Source organism: Moritella marina ATCC 15381, assembly GCF_008931805.1.
GTDB lineage: Bacteria > Pseudomonadota > Gammaproteobacteria > Enterobacterales > Moritellaceae > Moritella > Moritella marina.
In genome coordinates, this window is the sequence record NZ_CP044399.1 from 2,293,935 (window position 1) to 2,310,913 (window position 16,979).

Annotated in this window: 15 protein-coding genes; 7 read left to right on the forward strand and 8 right to left on the reverse strand. The window is 41.5% G+C overall.

What is annotated here, in order from left to right:
• Window positions 1–22: 22 nt before the first annotated feature.
• The 3 genes from FR932_RS10355 to FR932_RS10365 all read left to right on the forward strand — a co-directional run bounded on the left by FR932_RS10355 (window position 23) and on the right by FR932_RS10365 (window position 3,679).
• Complete coding sequence (locus tag FR932_RS10355; protein WP_019440544.1) at window positions 23–1,030, forward strand: ArsJ-associated glyceraldehyde-3-phosphate dehydrogenase; 1,008 nt, start codon at window positions 23–25, stop codon at window positions 1,028–1,030.
• Complete coding sequence (gene arsJ / locus FR932_RS10360) at window positions 1,027–2,259, forward strand: organoarsenical effux MFS transporter ArsJ (RefSeq protein WP_019440545.1); 1,233 nt, start codon at window positions 1,027–1,029, stop codon at window positions 2,257–2,259. Before FR932_RS10355 ends, arsJ begins: the two co-directional genes overlap by 4 nt.
• Window positions 2,260–2,389: 130 nt before the next feature.
• Window positions 2,390–3,679 carry a serine hydrolase domain-containing protein gene (locus FR932_RS10365; protein WP_019440546.1) on the forward strand — a complete coding sequence of 430 codons (1,290 nt, stop codon included), beginning with the start codon at window positions 2,390–2,392 and terminating at the stop codon, window positions 3,677–3,679.
• Between the two features lie 21 nt (window positions 3,680–3,700).
• Here the strand turns inward: FR932_RS10365 and FR932_RS10370 are convergent, their stop codons facing one another.
• Window positions 3,701–4,672: a YheT family hydrolase gene (locus FR932_RS10370; RefSeq protein WP_019440547.1), complete on the reverse strand. Its 972-nt coding sequence runs from the start codon at window positions 4,670–4,672 to the stop codon at window positions 3,701–3,703.
• Window positions 4,673–4,918: 246 nt separating this feature from the next.
• Here FR932_RS10370 and FR932_RS10375 point away from each other — a divergent pair, with 246 nt between their 5' ends.
• The 4 genes from FR932_RS10375 to FR932_RS10390 are packed head-to-tail and all read left to right on the forward strand — an operon-like array spanning window position 4,919 to window position 9,124.
• Window positions 4,919–6,076, forward strand: a complete 1,158-nt coding sequence (locus FR932_RS10375; RefSeq protein WP_019440548.1) for an ABC transporter substrate-binding protein — start codon at window positions 4,919–4,921, stop codon at window positions 6,074–6,076.
• A gap of 13 nt (window positions 6,077–6,089) precedes the next feature.
• Window positions 6,090–7,871, forward strand: a complete 1,782-nt coding sequence (locus FR932_RS10380) for an ABC transporter permease (RefSeq protein WP_019440549.1) — start codon at window positions 6,090–6,092, stop codon at window positions 7,869–7,871.
• A complete protein-coding gene (locus tag FR932_RS10385; RefSeq protein WP_019440550.1) occupies window positions 7,852–8,505 on the forward strand; it encodes an ATP-binding cassette domain-containing protein in 654 nt (217 codons plus the stop codon). The genes FR932_RS10380 and FR932_RS10385 overlap by 20 nt, the downstream gene beginning before the upstream one ends.
• Window positions 8,498–9,124, forward strand: a complete 627-nt coding sequence (locus tag FR932_RS10390; RefSeq protein WP_019440551.1) for a CDP-alcohol phosphatidyltransferase family protein — start codon at window positions 8,498–8,500, stop codon at window positions 9,122–9,124. Before FR932_RS10385 ends, FR932_RS10390 begins: the two co-directional genes overlap by 8 nt.
• A gap of 27 nt (window positions 9,125–9,151) precedes the next feature.
• Here FR932_RS10390 and FR932_RS10395 read toward each other — a convergent pair whose 3' ends face one another.
• The 7 genes from FR932_RS10395 to FR932_RS10420 all read right to left on the reverse strand — a co-directional run bounded on the left by FR932_RS10395 (window position 9,152) and on the right by FR932_RS10420 (window position 16,694).
• Complete coding sequence (locus tag FR932_RS10395) at window positions 9,152–10,885, reverse strand: ATP-binding protein (RefSeq protein WP_019440552.1); 1,734 nt, start codon at window positions 10,883–10,885, stop codon at window positions 9,152–9,154.
• Window positions 10,886–10,930: 45 nt separating this feature from the next.
• Window positions 10,931–11,464, reverse strand: coding sequence for a heme NO-binding domain-containing protein (locus FR932_RS10400; RefSeq protein ID WP_019440553.1), 534 nt, complete (start codon window positions 11,462–11,464; stop codon window positions 10,931–10,933).
• 238 nt (window positions 11,465–11,702) lie between these two features.
• Window positions 11,703–11,879, reverse strand: a complete 177-nt coding sequence (locus FR932_RS21455) for a hypothetical protein (RefSeq protein WP_019440554.1) — start codon at window positions 11,877–11,879, stop codon at window positions 11,703–11,705.
• 77 nt (window positions 11,880–11,956) lie between these two features.
• Window positions 11,957–12,391, reverse strand: a complete 435-nt coding sequence (locus tag FR932_RS10405; protein WP_019440555.1) for a bifunctional diaminohydroxyphosphoribosylaminopyrimidine deaminase/5-amino-6-(5-phosphoribosylamino)uracil reductase RibD — start codon at window positions 12,389–12,391, stop codon at window positions 11,957–11,959.
• A 180-nt stretch (window positions 12,392–12,571) separates the two neighbouring features.
• Entirely contained in the window at window positions 12,572–13,510 is a 939-nt protein-coding gene (gene lpxL / locus FR932_RS10410) for an LpxL/LpxP family Kdo(2)-lipid IV(A) lauroyl/palmitoleoyl acyltransferase (RefSeq protein ID WP_019440556.1), read from the reverse strand.
• A 189-nt stretch (window positions 13,511–13,699) separates the two neighbouring features.
• Entirely contained in the window at window positions 13,700–14,623 is a 924-nt protein-coding gene (locus tag FR932_RS10415) for a M14 family metallopeptidase (protein WP_019440557.1), read from the reverse strand.
• A gap of 211 nt (window positions 14,624–14,834) precedes the next feature.
• A complete protein-coding gene (locus FR932_RS10420) occupies window positions 14,835–16,694 on the reverse strand; it encodes a hypothetical protein (RefSeq protein ID WP_019440558.1) in 1,860 nt (619 codons plus the stop codon).
• Window positions 16,695–16,979: the final 285 nt, after the last annotated feature.

The following is a 16,979-nucleotide window of genomic DNA, read 5'->3' on the forward strand; positions in this document are numbered from 1 at the left end:
ATCTGTATTCTGGAGAAGAAAAATGACTATTAAAATCGGTATTAACGGCTTTGGTCGTATGGGTCGCCTAGCAATGCGTGCAGCGTTTAACTGGGACGATGTAGAGATAGTACAAATCAATGATCCAGCAGGGAATGCCGAAACATTAGCGCACCTACTGAATTTTGATTCTATTCATGGCCGTTGGCAGCATCAAGCGGATTTTTTAGGGGATCGCATGATCATTGCCGATCACTTTATCCCGTGCACACGTAATACAGCGGTTGCTGATACCGATTGGTCAGGCTGTGATGTGGTACTGGAAGCATCTGGTAAAATTAAAACCTCAGCGCTATTACAAGCTTATCTAGACCAAGGTGTTAAACGCGTTGTTGTTACAGCGCCAGTAAAAGAGGAAGGCGTGTTAAACGTCGTCATGGGTGTTAACGACAATTTATATAACAAAGACCTGCACCCAATTGTGACAGCAGCATCATGCACAACTAACTGCCTTGCCCCTGTGGTTAAAGTGTTAAAAGAAAAGCTCGGTATTAAACACGGTTCAATGACGACTATTCACAACATCACTAATACCCAGACCATTCTTGATGCACCCCACGCTGACTTACGCCGAGCACGTGCTTGTGGCACATCATTAATACCAACAACAACCGGTTCTGCAACAGCGATAACCAATATTTTCCCTGAACTCACAGGTAAATTAAACGGTCATGCTATCCGCGTACCGCTAGCCAATGCTTCATTGACTGACTGTGTGTTTGAAGTGGAGCGTGAAACGACAGCAGAAGAAGTGAATAGTTACTTCAAAGAGGCTGCAAAAGCAGAATTAAAAGATATTCTCGGTTATGAAGAACGCCCGTTAGTATCAATTGATTATAAAACCGATCCTCGTTCAAGTATTATTGATGCACTCTCAACGATGGTGGTTAATGGCACGCAAGTGAAAATTTATGCCTGGTATGACAACGAATGGGGCTATGCAAACCGCGCAGCTGAACTTGCTCGCATGGTAGGTCGTTCAGACAAATGATAAAAGCGTTAGCGGGTATGTCCCCACAAATAAAACAGTATCTTATCATTACCGGTAATTACTGGGCGTTCACCTTAACTGACGGCGCATTGCGCATGTTGGTGGTGCTGTATTTCCACCAGCTGGGTTACAGCCCGATAAATATCGCCATGTTATTTGTGTTTTATGAAGTGTTCGGCGTCATCACTAATTTAATTGGTGGCTGGTTAGGGGCACGTTTAGGCCTGAATAAAACGATGAACATTGGTTTGGCGATGCAAATTGTCGCCTTAATGATGTTAACCGTACCCGCTGATATGCTGACTGTTGTTTATGTGATGATCGCACAAGCTTTATCTGGTATTGCCAAAGACTTAAATAAAATGAGCGCCAAAAGTGCCATTAAATTGTTAGTACCAAAAAGCAATAATGGCAGCGCTACTAATAACAATAGTAGTGACAGTGATAACAAACTTTATCACTGGGTAGCTGTCTTAACAGGCTCTAAAAATGCACTTAAAGGCGTCGGTTTTTTCTTAGGTGGCGTACTACTAACGGCGCTTGGTTTTAAACACGCTATTCTGCTCATGGCGGCGATGTTATTGCTTGTTTGGATCTGGAGCTTAACCAGTTTAAAAGCCGAATTAGGCAAAGCCAAAAACAAGCCTAAGTTTACCGAGATATTTTCTAAAAGCCGCTCAATAAACCTATTATCAGCAGCGCGGTTATTTTTATTCGGTGCTCGTGATGTGTGGTTTGTAGTTGCCCTTCCGGTATTCTTGGCAACGACCTTTAATTGGGATCATTGGTGGGTTGGCGGCTTTATGGCTAGTTGGGTTATCGGTTATGGTATGGTGCAATCAATCGCGCCACGCTTTACTGGCAACGTACCTGAGCCACAAGCTGCAGCACGCTGGGCTGGTTACTTAGCGGTGATACCGGTATTGATCGCCATTGCCCTACACTATCAATTCTACGTGCAATTTTCCATTGTCTTTGGTTTATTGGTTTTCGGCGGCTTGTTCGCGATTAATTCATCATTACACAGTTACTTAATCGTCAGCCTAGCTGACAGTGATGGTGTATCGATGGATGTTGGCTTTTACTACATGGCTAACGCGATGGGTCGCTTGATTGGCACGCTGTTATCAGGCTGGGTATTTCAAGTTTACGGGTTAGAAATGTGCTTGTGGATATCGGCAGTGTTTATCGCCATTTCAGCTGTGATAGCCTTGAAGTTAGAAGATTAAACAGCGACTCTAACATTAAAATAGTACCAGGCCAGTTTATACTGGCCATTAAATTAAGTTCAAACCTAATTGTTTATTCTAAAATATAACTCTATCTTCATGTGTATCCCCTACAACTTGAGTTAGCGACATGATAATTGATTTTGGATTAAAAAATTTAGTACGCGCAAACAGGTATCTGCGCCTTGGTAATACCATCCACCTGCCAAAATCACTCGCCACCGTGACCACCATTAATCGACACGAAGAAGTAGAGCCTTTGTCTGTTGATATGACCCGTGATGGTGTCGATGCCATCTGGCAGTCTGTTGAAGAGATCTATAAAACCGCGACGCATCCCGCTATCTCATTGTGTTTTCGTCGCCAGGGTAAGATTATTTTAAGTCGCTCGATCGGTTATGCTAACGGCCATAAACCCAATGAAAAAGCAGATATGGATGCCCGATTAATGCAACCTGAAACGCCTCTTTGTTATTTCTCGGGATCAAAGGCGGTGACGGCATTTTTAATCCATTTGCTCAATGAAGATAAGCTCATCAATTTAGACGATGCTGTAAGTACTCATCTGCCTGAATTTGGTCGACACGGTAAACAAGACATCACAATCCATCAAGTTTTATCACATCGTAGCGGTATGTCAGCGATGCCAAGTTCACTGGGTATTAATGCGCTTGCAGATAACGACGAAATTTGGCGACAGCTGTGCGCCAAGTCACTACCGAGCTCTGAAGTGGGAAAACTTAATTATCACGCGGTCAGTGGCGGCTATATTTTAGAACGAATCATTACACAAGTCAGCGGTATGAGCATACAAGCATTTCTTGATTTAAGAGTCCGAAAACCAATGCAAATGAAATACTTTCACTACGGGCTAGATAAAACGCAAGGCAGCGAGTTAGCAGATAACTACGCCACAGGCATCAAGGCCATGTACCCTATTTCATTCTTTATTAAGCGCGTATTAGGTGGTTCATTTGAGCATGTGGCTGAAGTCAGTAATACCGCCATTTTTCAACAAGCGGTGATACCATCTGCAAACTTGATGGGGACAGCAGAAGAAATGGGCCGTTTCTATCAAATGCTATTAAATCATGGTGTCTGGGAAGGCAAACAGATCTGCCAGCCGATAACGGTGCAAGGTTTAATCCAAGAAACGGGATCATTAGAATTTGATCGTACGCTGATGGCACCAATGCGTTATAGCGCAGGCATGATGCTAGGCGCAAGTCCTATCGGTTTGTGGGGCATTAATAGTGCACAAGCATTTGGCCATATTGGTTTGATTAATAAACTGTTATGGGCAGACCCTGAGCGTGATATTTCGGTGTCGTTAGTTAATACCGGGCTACCGCTTGTGGCGAATCATATGCCATCCTTAATCAATTTTATGACCAGTATCAATAAGCATTGCTCGCGCTAAACGCTACTATTCACTATTCACTTATTCGACAAGCTGGGCAATACGTTCACTGGCCCAGCTTTCAAACTTCCAGTTTTTAATAAATGCACAGTGCCCGCCTTTCGCTTGCAGGTCTATATTCAGCCATTGCGATTGATGTAACTTCGCTAGGTGACCAGGTGGGATCATAGGATCGTCTTCAGACGTAATGATCGTGGTAGGTATTGCCAATTGGCTCAACCCTGCATCAATAATCGAGTAAGCCTCGAAGTATGCATCACGACTGCTAAAATTAGTATAACGGTCAACAAAAAAAAAGTTCATTTCATCGAGTGTTTTTAATTTTTTCAATGCGTTGCCATAACCTAACTGTGGATAATAGCGTAATTTTTTGACTAACGAACGTTTCCACTTAGCGACAAAATACTGTTCATACAATGGAAAACCAGCACTTAATTCGGCCATCGTCGTGGGTGGATGTAACACAGGGCAGATCGCAATCGCTTGATGTAATTCAATCCCCGCAGACTTGGCGATATTGGCTACGCGTAAACAGAAATTACCACCGAGTGAATAACCGCATAACACATTATGTTTACCACCAAATTGATGACAAATGTATTTAACTGCTTCAGCGACTTCTTCTAAGCGTGACGAGTTAAATAGTTCCGCGTTTAAATGGTGGGTCTCGCCGTGATCGCGAAAGTTAAGCCGAAACACATCGTAACCCGCATCAAGCAGCTTTTGGCCACTAGATAATACATACAACGAATCAGCACAGCCTTCCCAACCATGCAAGATAACAGCAAGTCCTTTCGATGGCGTTGTAGTGTTATTTTTGCTAAGAAAACCTTCTAATCTAACCCCTTGTGGCGTAGTGATAATATGCTGCTTTGCCAAACAGAGTAATTGGTTCGCACGTCGTTTCTCGAAATATTTTCTAGGACCAGAGCTAGACAACATCGATTGCAGGTGGTTATTACTCAGACCTAGTGCCGGTTTAAATTTAGTCATGCTTGTCGCTACTACGCTCTTAACCCAAAATGAAGCCTAACTGTACAGTATAATTCACTTCAGGTAATTCACTTCTGTCATATCCATGCCCGAGCTAGTCACACTTCTAACATCTTGATGTAATTTAACTACCTACTACTAATATGAGTATATGAATATGATTACAATGCGTTATAATTCATTTTATAAACATAGCAGGCAATAATTTTAGCTCAGCTATTAGCTCAATTTGAAAAAGGATATTTCATGCTCAAACTCATACATAAGCTATTCGTTGGTTTTAGCTTATTGCTAATCACTACATTTAGCCAAGCGAACGACCTAGATTGGCCAGCTGTAGAGCAAAAAGCCAAAGGACAAACCGTTTATTTTTATGCTTGGGGTGGCAGTCCTGAAATCAATAACTACTTACGTTGGGCGGATAAACGGTTAAACAGTGAATACGGCGTGCGTCTCAAGCACGTTAAGGTCGGTGATATTGCCGAAGCCATCACCCGCTTAGCCGCAGAAAAAACCGCCAAAAAGAACACCAACGGCAGCGTTGATATGGTGTGGGTGAACGGTGAAAACTTCAAATCAATGAAGCGTTATGATCTGATCACTGATTCGTTTGCAACACAACTACCCAACTGGCGCTATGTTGATAAGACCTTACCGGTCGACAGTGATTTTTCAGAGCCCACTCTCGGATTAGAAGCACCTTGGGGTGTCGGCCAGCTCGTGTTTATTTATGACACTGAAAACTTAGATAACCCACCAACAAGCTTTAACGAATTGCTTGCTTACGCAATTGAGCACCCAAATAAAATTAGTTACCCAAAACCACCCTCATTTCACGGCACCAGCTTTTTGAAAGCAGCCTTGTTAGAGTTGGCCAGTGATAATACACCATTATACAAACCCGTAGATACTCAGTCTTTCGCGGCAATATCAGCACCGTTATGGAATTATCTCGACAAGTTAAATCTCGTCGCTTGGCATCAAGGTAAGCAATTTCCAGGCAGCGCATCTGAAACAATTCAGCTTCTCGATGATGGCGAACTCGATATTGCCATTTCGTTTAATCCCAATGAAGCGACCACATCACAGCAAAGTGGCAAGCTCAGCGACACCACGGTGGCTTATGCAATGAAAGCCGGTGCACTATCGAACATTCATTTTCTCTCAATTCCATGGAACGCAGCAGCGAAAGAAGGCGCATTAGTGGCGATTAACTTCTTATTAAGCCCTGAGGCACAGTCTCGTAAAGGGGACCTAGCGATTTGGGGCGATCCGACGGTATTAGCGCCGCGGCACATCACAGGTTCAGCACAAAAAACCAAATTGTTTAAATCAATCCCAGAACCACACCCAAGTTGGCAAGCAGCACTTGAAGCTGAATGGCAAAAACGCTACGGACACTAGCTACGGACCTTAATTGAACGCTTTATTAAAATCAGTAAACAGCCAGTCAATCGCATCAATCACCTTTAAAGTGGTTGTGCTATTGACGGTTATTATCAGTTTTTTACCTTTATTTCCTGGGCTGGTTGGATTAATTTTTGCCGCCTTTGGTTATATCCCTGCGATTGATCAATACACATTTTCATTTACTGGTTTTAATGCCCTGCTTGCTTGGCCGGGGTTAAACCAATCAATCATGCTGACTTTATTTGTTAGTATTACCAGTACGTTATTATCCGCTGTATGTTGCTTCGCTATTTTACAGTCCTGCTGGCATAGCCGATGGTGGAAACAAATAGAAACCCTGCTAGCGCCTATCATGGCGCTGCCACACGTTGCATTTGCGGTTGGCTTTGCCTTCTTGTTTACACCAAGTGGCTTTATTGCCCGGGTATTTGGTGAACAAATAGACTGGCAGTTAATTCATGACCAATATGGTATTGGTCTCATTCTTGCGCTAACACTGAAAGAAATACCCTTTCTACTGTTCATGAGTATTCCCCTGCTCAAGCAACTAAACATCAATACCACACTGATCACGGCGCAGAGTTTAGGTTATAACAATGCCCAAGCATGGCAAAAAATTATCTTGCCGCAATGGCTACCTAAGATCCGCTTCTCTTTGTTTGCTGTGATGGCTTATAGTATTTCAGTGGTGGATGTCGCCCTAATCATAGGCCCAACCCAACCACCGACATTGGCTGTACTGGTATGGCAATGGCTCAATGACGCCGATTTAGCGACCTTACCTAAAGCCTCTGCTGGCGCGTTAGTATTATTATTACTGTGTTTAGTCACCCTGTTTAGTATCCGTTTAGCGGAGTGGTTAATAACGGTAAAATGTAAAACTTGGCAGTCAAATGGGCGCTATTCGCTACCAATTGGTGGTAAAAGTATAATTACCATCACTTATCTCATCGCCCTTATCACTTTGCCTATGTTATTAATTTGGTCGTTTGCACAGCGCTGGCGATTCCCAGATATAACACCGTCAAAATGGTCACTACGGTTTTGGCAACAAGAATGGCATTATCTACTCGATATCATCGCTAATAGCATGATGATCGCGTTAATTAGCGCCACGATTGCCTTAATATTCGCAATTATTGTGCATGAGCATAGCGTCAAAGCAGCGGCCAATAAGCAATGGCTAAAAGTACCAAGATTGTTAATTGCGATCCCGATGTTGGCCCCGCAATTGTCTTTATTATTTGGTATGCAAGTGGCAACATTATACATAGCACATCAGTACTATTATTTGTGGGTTATCTGGGCACATACTTTCTTTGCTTTCCCTTATATTTTCCTTGCACTAGATGGGCCATGGCGCAGTTATGATCAACGTTTAGATAATGTCGCGCTGAGTTTGGGCATGTCGCCGTTTAAAACCTGGTGGCAGATCAAACGGCCATTATTACTCCCGGCTATTTGGATAGCTTGGGCGGTGGGCATCAGTGTCAGTCTGGCGCAATATCTACCGACATTAATGCTCGGTTCTGGGCGTATCTCCACCTTAACTACCGAGGCGGTGGCGCTATCGAGTGGACAAGATCGGCGAATTAGCGCTATTTATGCGTTATTGCAATCCATTACCCCGTTCATATTTTATATTATCGCGATAGTGGCAAGCCGTAAAACAGGCTCACTCGAACAACAAGATGCAGGCTCTAATCATCATACTCATGCGACGACTTCAGCGCCTCCATCAACATCAACCAATAGAGTAACCACACGCAATGTCTCTATCAGTAAATAATCTGAGTATTCTTGATAATGACAAACAGCCTTTGTTTGCCCCGATCTCGTTTTCTGTTCAGCCCGGTGAAATATTAACGTTAATGGGCCCGAGCGGCTGCGGTAAATCGAGCTTATTAAGTGCTATCGCCGGGCATAAGTCCGCTGATTTTAGCTATCAAGGTGAATGTTATTATCAACAACTATTATTAAATGAACTGCCTGCCGATAAACGCAACATAGGCATCTTATTTCAAGATGATTTATTATTCCCGCATTTAAATATTTGGCAAAATTTGGCGATCGCATTGCCCAATCAAGTCAAAAAAGCACAACGTAAAACGTTGGCATTAAAAACGTTAGCAGAACTCAATTTAGTCGAACTTGCCGATAAGTCACCTATGCAGATATCTGGCGGCCAACGTGCGCGTATTAGTATGATGCGCATGTTACTTGCCGAGCCTGCAGTGGTATTGCTCGATGAACCCTTTAGTAAGTTAGATAAGTCATTACGCAGTGAATTTAGAAATTGGGTGTTTGCCCAAACAGTCAGCAGAAAACTGCCTGTATTAATGGTGACGCACGACGCTGACGATGTCCCAATAGGAAGTAGATGCCTACGCTGGCCTTGGAATAAGGAGATTCAAGATGCTTGATCGTTATGCGATTAAAATTATCCGCTGGCCGATCAATACAGCGGCTAAAATAGTACATAAAACCGGTATAAAAGCCGATCAAGTCACCTTGTTAGGCTTTGTGCTTGGATTGATGTGTTTCCCAGCATTAGCACTGCAAGAATACAATATCGCTTTGGTATTCATCGCTTTAAATCGCATACTTGACGCGGTAGACGGCGCTGTTGCTCGTATACAGGGGATCACTGATAGCGGTGGTTTCTTAGATATTACCTTAGACTTTCTATTTTACTCATTGGTGCCGTTTGGCTTTGTGGTAGCCGACACTAGCGCTAACGCAGTCGCTGGTGCGTTTTTGATTTTCGCGTTTATTGGCACTGGCACCAGCTTTTTAGCCTTTGCTATCATGGCGAGTAAACAAAGCATCGAAAATCCAGTGTATAAAAATAAATCTATGTACTACATCGGTGGACTAACTGAGGGCACTGAAACAATATTTTGCTTTATTTTAGTGTGTTTATTGCCACAGTACTTTGCCGCCATAGCCTACACATTCGCAGCGCTATGCTGGATCACGACAGCGACACGTATTTGGGCTGGATATCACACTTTAAAAACAGCCGATAGAACCCGCCCTTAGCGGAAAAAGGCGACTGAAAACGCTAAATCACAGGGACTTGCTTATCTGCTTGCCCCAATGATTTAGCATTTTTTTCAAGTCTTTTAATTGATAGGGTTTATTGACAATATCATCCATGCCACAAGCCAAACATTCTTCCCGTTCAATATTCGTTGTGCCCGCAGTTAATGCAATAATAGGCTTAGTATATCCTTGTTGGCGTAAAATTCTTGTCGCCTCGAAACCGTCCATGATAGGCATGCGGCAATCCATTAAAACAATATCGACAGTATGCTCTTCCAGATACCTAAGCGCTTCTTTTCCGTTATTGTAGATATCACAATTCAAGCCTAATTTTTTCAACATCATTTCAATGACAACTTGATTCATTTTGATATCTTCAACCACAAGTAATGTTAATTCATGAATAGGATAATCCATCTCTTCTTCAACTTGCGTCGTGTGCATATTTTGCGCTGATATTGCCAAAGGCAAGCTTACTTTGAATTCAGAGCCCTTATCTAACGCACTCGTCAGTATCAATTCGCCCTGCATTTCTTTAATTAAATGCAAACAAATTGACAGTCCTAATCCCGTTCCTTCATGTTTTCGATTACTGGAATTATCAACCTGTACAAAGGGTTCAAATAAATTACTTTGTTTGTCGAGTGGAATGCCACAGCCAGTATCGACGATATTAAATACCAGTTGTTCATTTTCCCATAAAAAATACACGGAGACTTTACCTTCACTGGTAAACTTCATCGCATTGCCAATCAAATTAACTAATATTTGCTTTATACGCTCTGCATCACCGAGCAATTCTAGCGGGATCTGTTTGGAAAAAAATAGCTCAAACGCTAAGCCTTTCTCTTCTGCACGAACCGAAAATATATCGTCGATAACACGACTAATACAGACCACGTCAAAAGGCTTGATCTGTAGTTCCAACATGCCGGCACTCATTTTGCTAAAGTCTAACAAGTCATTAATAATAACCCGTAATAACTCACCCGATTGATGGATAGTCGTCAGTAGTCTTGCTTGCTGCTTATCAATTTTAGTATCATCCATTAAGTCCGCAGAGCCAAGTAAGCCATTTAACGGTGTGCGTAATTCATGATTAATCATGGCGACAAAATCACGGGTCGATTTTTCTGAATTCTCTGCGCGATGCATTTCTAAAATAGTTCGGTCGAGCAAGTATTTACGCTGGTAGGCAACACTGATCATGTCTGAAAATAATGACAATTGTTTTTCAATCGTTTGCTGCCATTCCAGCTTAGTGTCAAGCGCAACAGATAGCACACCCAGTTGCGAATCTTCACCATTAATCATAATGTGTAAATGCCGATGATCAGCACTCCAATAACAGGATGCACTATGTTCGATTGGTTCTTGCCATTGCGTCCGCACTCCGGCATGTAATACCGCGATGCTATCAACTGCATCGATAGATTGGATATTTAATTGCACAGCAGTGATGGTATCAATATGAGAAAGATTGTTTAACAGTCGTTGTAATAGCGTCGCTGACACTGAATTCTTAAGGAATAACTGACTGAAGTCGAGAAGAATAGAGTCCAAGTAAGTTTTAAAGGTCAACAGTGCCATATCTTGTTCGGCTTGTTGCTGCACGTGGACTAATGTGTCCTCGACCATTTTTTTAGCCAAAAACAGTTCATTACTTTTATCTTCAAGTAATTGCTCTGCCGATTTTCGGCAGGCTTTTTCACGCGCAACTTTCTTCTTTAATAAAACAATTTGTTGCTCTAAATCCATTTGTTAACTCCGACCATCAACATACCCATTGGTAGGCGGTGTAAATTACACATAGCGTAATGTGAATCGCACTTCTGATTGATCTTGTTTCAATGGTTCCATTCTAATATCAACTTGTTGATTAAAATGTTGGCTACAGCCTTTAATTAAACCGAAACAGACGTGTGACATACAGCGGGCTGAAATGTAATCCATAACCATTTCCATTTCAGTCACGGAAATGAATTTAAACATCGGCGGGTTAGAATCGGGATACAATATTTTCACTTCGATGTGAATGTAATCTTCCACCTTTTTGATAAAATCAAAAGTTGATACCGCTTTCCCTTCTAACCCAGGCATACTGTTATAGAGGGTCTTAAACACGGATTCACCGTACACAGCTTGTAAGTCTTCAGGCGAAATACCAGTCAACTTACTTAATGTCATGATCAGTTTGATTAACGCTTTGTGGTCATAAGTGCCAACCGTCGTATAAACGCCTTCGTCATGGCTTTCATCTAGCATTTTCTGACAAACGTCTAGACCAAACTTATCTTCCACTAGCTCTAAAAATTCAGAAAAGATTATCCCTTTCATTTCTGTTACTCACTTATTTATAAGGTACCTTAAATATAGTGATCTTTTGGTTAAAGCGCTAAAAATGAAAGTAAAGTTGTGAGCTGAAGATATTGAATAAATCGGGTGAGATACGTTTAAAGGGTAATAGTAAAAAAAGTGCAACTAGATAATGTGGCAATAACCGGATCTATACGTCTTGAAATGATATGGCGATTTCTATAGATAATAGCTGAGCACTTCAAGACGTCGTTTTACTCTAGTTTTTAATTTCGTGACTGACGTCTTTAGCAATATCACGCGAGGCGTGACCAATTGATGTTGTCACGTCTTTTGTCGCATGACCAATATCACGACCAACTGTTTTTAATTCTGCACAAGCCGTTAATCCAAACGTGAAAGTTAACGCAGTTATCGTTACAGCTAATTTTTTCATTAAAGTAAATCCATATATCAGTTAATATTAAATTAAGATGCTAAATATATCCTGTTAACCAGCATAATGTAAACTTATTATCCCAATAAATAAGGGCTAATAAACTCACTGACTTCTCGTTGGCAAACGCCAATTTCCACATCAATACCTGCATCTGTTAACACTGTAATGCCCTTACCGCTGTTACGAGGATCAGGATCGAGTGTTGCGACTACAACACGCTTAATATTAAGCCCAGCAAGTGTATGCGCGCAAGATGGCGTACGCCCTACAAACGAGCAAGGTTCTAACGTCACGTAAGCTGTCACATCTTCTAACGTGTGGCCATAGCTTGCGACAGCTTGTGCTTCGGCATGATGTTGGCCTGGCGCTTGGGTAAAGCCTTCACTAACAATTTGGTTATTTTTGACTAACACACAACCCACGGGTGGATTCGGTCGACAATTTGGTAGTGCCAATTTTGAAAGTGCTAATGCGCGAAGCATAAACTGCTCATCATTTATTAAATCCAAAACTTATCCTTTTACCTGATATTCATGTCATGCCGTAGGATACATATTACAAGTAACCACACAGCAGCCGCTACACATCATCATATCCAACTACAGACTAATTCATAATGGTAATCGTTTTATCAGCAAAGATCGAACTGTGTACAAAATTACAGCAGATACATGAGGATAAGCCTGTCACTATTTTTTATAACGAATACCCTTATTTTTATTATCAGGCATGGTTTTAAAGCGGCGATGTAACCACATCCATTGATCGAGCCCACGCAGGATCACTTGCTCTAATGCGCTGTTCATCACCCGCGCAGCGCCCTCGGGATCACGGCGTGGAAACTGACGGCTAATATCAGGATCTATTTCGAGTGTGTAAGTATCGTTTTGACGAAAACTTGATGCGGTGATCACGGCACATTTACTGGCATCAACCAGTACACTCGTTCCTGATGTGGTCGCCGCTTCTTCGACAGCAAAAAATGGGACAAACACAGCATGCTCAAAGCCATAATCTTGATCTGGTAGATACCACAAACGACCGCCATTTCTGAGTACGCGCAACATGCCTTTGACATCTTTTCTATCCACCATTTTGTTACCATGATGGGTGCGCCCCCAATGCTGAATAAAGTTATACGCCGGGTTACTGTGCTGACGATACACACCATAACCCGGTGCAAACAGCGCAAACGCTCGCGCTGTTATTTCTAAATTTAAAGCATGAACGGCGACAACTAATACGCCCTTTCCCTGCTGATCTAGCGCTAATACTTCTTCTACGTTATTTACAATCAGGTGTTTTTTAAATCGCCACGTAGGCCAAAACCAAGCAATGCCCATTTCAATAATCGCTAAACCAGTATTTTTGATATTTTCTTCACTGAGATTTTTACGTTCAGTAGCCGTCATATCAGGAAAAGCCAACTCCAAATTACGTTGTACGATTGCCACTCGACTTTTTGCTAGTTTGATAACAACATAACCAAGGCCGCGACCAAGACGTAATAACAAACTATAAGGTAATAGTAAAACCGTCAATGCCAATAAACCGACAAAGAACCAAACAGGCCAATACTTGGGATGCAGTAATGCGAACTTAAAGGTTGGAGCTTGAAATTTTGACATAATACTTTCTAATATGAGGTGATTTATCGCATCCTACAAAACAAAATGTGGAATTTATGTTGAATGGATACGATGAAACAGAATAAAAGAAATTATTATAATGTATTCAATAATTTTTTTAAGGGGTTCTGACAAACGCTTACAGCTTAACCACTGTAAACGTTGAGTTTGTCATTCTAATTGAGGACGTTATTTATTGTACTGAAGTAAAAAATCAAGGCCACTAGTGATCGCGATAACCTGTGCTTGAATACAATTTTCATCATCAACTAGCGGGCTATCAGGATACACTTCTGTCGTCGTGCCATAAGTGCAATCACTGAAACCTGAGCATAAGCCAAGAGCTTTAGTGGCATAATTAATCACGCCAAATTGCGCCAGTTTGGCACCAATAATACGACCGCTATCATCTGCAGGGGCAATATGCGTTACTTTGCTGACCGCATTAATAATATGCGTTTGGAATTCAGTGTTCGGGTTAAGCGTATCACCGACTAAATAAAATCCGTCAGGGATATTCCAGTTATCATGCACAACCGCATCACGGGCTGCTAATGCTGGTCTAAATTCGCTATTATCGGTATCTGTCGTTTCGTGTAAATCGATATGTGCAGTGATCTTAACGCTTAGTTTCTTAACACATTGCATTAATGCAGCGGATTCTTCGGCGGGGCTATTTTCAACAAAAGAGCGGTTTGGATCGACCGCGTTTGGATTCCAGCGGTTAATCGTTTCATAACCCCAAGGACTAACACAAGGCGCGACAATAATATTAAACTGCGCACTATAATTCAGCGCTTGTGTCTCGATAAAACGGATGGCACCTTGTACACCACTGGTTTCATAACCATGTACGCCACCAGTGACTAATATGGTCGGTTTCGCATTATCCCAATCACGGGTTTTAACAACATAAAGGGGGAATCGAGCGGGATCATAAGATAATTCACCGTACTGTTCGATGTCAAAATCTTGCTGTAGTGGTGCTAATTTTTCTAGTACTTCTTTTTTGTAACTACGAACTACCTGTTGCTTCGCTAGCCATTCGGCTTTATCTTCCGTTGTCCATTTTTGACCTGGTGTACCAATCTTATATACTTGTTCGTGAGCCATCTAATAGTCTTCCTTAGGATCATAATGTTTATATTCACATTAGTATAATGCGCTAATAGGAAGGGTGTTAACAAGAGAAAGTTTTATACTTAAGCAAATCAATGGAAGAAGATAAGAACCAAGGTCAATAAAAATGCCCACCAGCGAAACTGATGGGCATTGCGACTTTTGATTTACTTCTTATCTATTTTAACTTACTTCTTATGCGCCTTTATTCAATATTATCAGCGTTAAAAACATCACTCCATAAGTCACCAAGGTCTGTATCACCAATTCCTTTCCATTCAGTACTACGACTAAATATTTTCATACTGAAATCGATACCATTGGTTTCAACAATGGCAAGAAAATCATGCGCCGTTTGCGGATTACTATCACTATCCGTATAAGCTATCGTAACTTTAAGAATACCTTCTTCGTGGACAGTCCAATTCATTGGTAGACTGACGTCACCAACGCCTTCGTTAGAAGTAAACACACCGGTACCATCTTTATTAAATTGATATGATTCGACATCATCAGCAGGACTTAGCGCGTCACTAGTGGTCAAAATAATACCCTGGTCAATAAAACCAGCACTTAAATCAGCAACAAGTTTACCTTCCTGACAAGATGTCACAGTTTGTTTAAACTGCTCGTAGCTACGGTAATTTTGCGGTTCATCAGTAGCATCGTTCCACCCAGAGCTAAGATCTTCACATGCGAGAACGTCAACGGAAACATCAATATCTTGGTAGGTAGTAGTCCAGACTGATTGCTTATCGCTATCGTACACTGCAAATTTCAAGTCTTCTGTTGAATCGTCAATGAGGTGCAGAAGATAATTAAGCGTTTGTCCATCACCATAATAAAGCGCTAAATTACCATTTTCATCAATGTTCCATACACGATTGTACTTGATACCATTACGATAGAAATCAGCCGTGTTATCCATATTAAATACATAAGCACGTGGTTGTATTGAACCAGTAAGACGTATCAATGCATTACCAGCTAAATCCATTTCAGGTAAGCCTTCACAGGCTGCGACAGACGTATTGAAAGCATCGATTGTGACACCTTCTGGCATATATTTAATGACACATTCAGCATATTCACTCACATCCGGATCAAGTGGAGCGACATCAATACTGTCTTCTACACCATCATCATCATCATCGGGATCGGCGTTATTACCAATGGTATCTTTATCAGTATCTAACCACTCATTCACATCGGCAGGGAATGCATCAAGTCCATCAGGAACACCATCCGTATCCGTGTCGGTATCTAAATCACCACTCGTAAATAGAGCCCCTTCCGCCGCAAGATCATCTTCCGCGACAACAATAACAACATCTTTAATCAAATCGCCAACTACCGCGACCTGTTTATTAAATGTTGAGGTATCAGCAGCATCGCTAATAGCGGCGGAAAACTCACTTTCATCTTCGGGAAGTATTTTCGAATTGACGATATTCTTTGCTACATATGTAGAACTACCACTGCCACTGGCAATATAGTCACTTAAAACGTCGGATTCTTGAATACCAAAGTTTTTTGCCACTTCGGCTATTGCCTCAGTCTTAACGATTTCAAGTGCTTCAGGCGTTTCAGAACCATCTGTATTTTGCTCTATGGTAATATGAACCAAGGTCGAAAGAGGTGTAACTTCAGTATCACCTGGAGGCGCAGACATCATATAATCGCTTACGATAGCATCACCATCTTCATCTTCTGTTTGACCGACAATAATTTTTGCATAAATAGCATATTGTTGTGGGTTTACGATGTCGGTAACATCTAATGCAGCAACACCACCATCTCCTGAAAGTGTTGAAGGTTCACTGCTATCGAGCTGTTTATCGCCATTAATATCGAGCCAAACGTCTGCATTTTTTAAATAACCATCAATTACTTTTGCATTATAAAAAACGGGGGTTGATTCAGGAGAATCAGCTGCCGAACCTGCACCTGCAGCCGATCCTACACCTGCTGCCGAGCCAGAACTATCATCACTTCCACCTCCACAACCACCTAAAATAATAGAACTCGATAGACCAAGGGCTACGACTAATAGTTTTTTCTTCATGTTTTCATCCTTAACACTTCAATAACAAGAGTCAAATACAAACAAGAAAATGGTAAATACATATAAGATTAAAGGAACGTACCATCAACATACCTAACTATACTAGACACCGATACAGCACATCGCACAAGATAAAGTAACACCAACAAGTCAATATAAAGTGTTTAATGTTAATTTAGGGGTTAAAAACAAGTTAATGAAGTGTGATCTTTGTCAAATTTGTTATATTTAACAACATCAAATTTTAAGGTAAGTATGTACAACGTGGATAATTAAATGAGCTAA

Bases quoted from the DNA above. Each gene is read 5' to 3' on its own strand.
- lpxL (WP_019440556.1), bottom strand. From the start codon at position 13,510: ATGTCAAAATTTCAAGCTCCAACCTTTAAGTTCGCATTACTGCATCCC.
- FR932_RS10370 (WP_019440547.1), bottom strand. From the start codon at position 4,672: ATGACTAAATTTAAACCGGCACTAGGTCTGAGTAATAACCACCTGCAA.
- FR932_RS10400 (WP_019440553.1), bottom strand. From the start codon at position 11,464: ATGAAAGGGATAATCTTTTCTGAATTTTTAGAGCTAGTGGAAGATAAG.
- FR932_RS10375 (WP_019440548.1), top strand. From the start codon at position 4,919: ATGCTCAAACTCATACATAAGCTATTCGTTGGTTTTAGCTTATTGCTA.
- FR932_RS10390 (WP_019440551.1), top strand. From the start codon at position 8,498: ATGCTTGATCGTTATGCGATTAAAATTATCCGCTGGCCGATCAATACA.
- FR932_RS10385 (WP_019440550.1), top strand. From the start codon at position 7,852: ATGTCTCTATCAGTAAATAATCTGAGTATTCTTGATAATGACAAACAG.
- FR932_RS10355 (WP_019440544.1), top strand. From the start codon at position 23: ATGACTATTAAAATCGGTATTAACGGCTTTGGTCGTATGGGTCGCCTA.
- FR932_RS10365 (WP_019440546.1), top strand. From the start codon at position 2,390: ATGATAATTGATTTTGGATTAAAAAATTTAGTACGCGCAAACAGGTAT.
- FR932_RS10420 (WP_019440558.1), bottom strand. From the start codon at position 16,694: ATGAAGAAAAAACTATTAGTCGTAGCCCTTGGTCTATCGAGTTCTATT.
- FR932_RS21455 (WP_019440554.1), bottom strand. From the start codon at position 11,879: ATGAAAAAATTAGCTGTAACGATAACTGCGTTAACTTTCACGTTTGGA.
- FR932_RS10415 (WP_019440557.1), bottom strand. From the start codon at position 14,623: ATGGCTCACGAACAAGTATATAAGATTGGTACACCAGGTCAAAAATGG.
- FR932_RS10395 (WP_019440552.1), bottom strand. From the start codon at position 10,885: ATGGATTTAGAGCAACAAATTGTTTTATTAAAGAAGAAAGTTGCGCGT.
- arsJ (WP_019440545.1), top strand. From the start codon at position 1,027: ATGATAAAAGCGTTAGCGGGTATGTCCCCACAAATAAAACAGTATCTT.